Source organism: Streptomyces sp. C (assembly GCF_000158895.1).
GTDB classification, from domain to species: domain Bacteria; phylum Actinomycetota; class Actinomycetes; order Streptomycetales; family Streptomycetaceae; genus Streptomyces; species Streptomyces racemochromogenes.
This window is the reverse complement of sequence record NZ_GG657750.1, coordinates 1804067-1805337: the sequence shown is the minus strand read 5'-3', so window position 1 is coordinate 1805337 and position 1271 is coordinate 1804067. Positions and strand designations below refer to the sequence as shown.

Sequence of the window (1271 nt, the reverse complement as noted above, 5' to 3'; positions counted from 1 at the left end):
GGCCCCCCTCGGGCAGGGGGGCCCGACGGGCCGTTCCGGTGGGAAGGGGTGGGGCTCAGGCGCCCGGCGTACCGGCCAGCGGCATCGAGGCGCCGACCAGCTTGCCGTTGCTCGCGGCCTTGTCCAGGGCGTCGCGGAGCAGGTCCTCGCGCGGCTGCTGGCCGATGGAGCCGACCGGGGCGGCGTAGATGAGCACGCGCTGCGTCTTGTTGACGGCGGCCCGCCAGCCGTCGGTGACGCCCAGCGCCTGGTGGGCCTGCCACCAGGCCACCTGGGGCCCGCCGTCGGTGCCGGGCTGGAGCACGGCGTGCAGCTGCCCGGCGGCCAGCAGGACCGACCAGCCGGCGAGGGGGGAGGGGACCTCGTTGGTGTCGGTGACCGGGATGAAGCCCTGCTCGATGAGGAGGGGGAGGAAGTCGTCGCCGGGGCCGGTGGTGCCGGGGCGGGCGATCGGCGCGGTCGGCTCGACGACCAGTGCGGGGTGCAGCTCCCCGGCGATCAGCACGAGTCCGCTGGTGATGCCGAGGACGGCCTGGCCACCGGGGACCGACTGCGGGGACTCGCCGCCGGCCTGCTCCGGGGCGGGGGCCGGGCTGTCGCCGGTGATGCTGCGCACGGCGCCCTGGAGCTGCTCCTCGGAGACGGGGACGACCTGGGAGGGGATGCAGTCGGCGTGGGCGAAGGCGAGGACGGCGGTCTCCTCGCCCACGAACAGCACGGTGCTGGTGCGGACCGTCTCCGGGTCGCCGGGGGTGCGGCAGGAGGTGCAGTCGTAACTGCCCGGGGCGTCGTCGCCGGTGAGCAGCCTGTCGGCTTCTTCGTCACCGATCTCGGCACGTACCTCATCACTGACGTCGAGCATGCGCGGCACGGGGTGGCTCCTCATTCGTGCGGAGGCCGGGGGGTTCCCGGCTCGCCGGGATCAACGGCGCGGCGGCGGCCGGGGTCACGCCGTTTGAGGGAACGGAATCGAACCGGCCACCCAGAAGAGTGAACCGTCCGACTTCGGCTTCCCTTTCGTGCCAACTGTTGTCCCTTCGTGCGCAGTTGGAGCCGCTTTCCGAACGCCTCGGGGGGTGTGGGGCCGTCCGGCGCGTCAGCCGTCCGGGTGGGGCGCGGGGGAGCGCCGCGTGGCGGGGCGGGAGCGGTGGCGGGGGCTCCGTAGCGTGTGCCGATGCCCGATCTGTGTACGCGGAGGGTGGCGGCCACCGCGGTGGCCGCGGCGGTCGCCGCGCTGGTGCTCGTTCTCCCGTCGGGTGTCGGCGCGGCCG

General features: G+C 74.7%; 1 protein-coding gene. It reads right to left on the bottom strand.

From position 1 onward, the window contains the following. Positions 1-55: 55 nt before the first annotated feature. Entirely contained in the window at positions 56-871 is an 816-nt protein-coding gene (locus SSNG_RS07940; protein ID WP_042800715.1) for a hypothetical protein, read from the bottom strand. Positions 872-1271 lie beyond the last annotated feature (400 nt).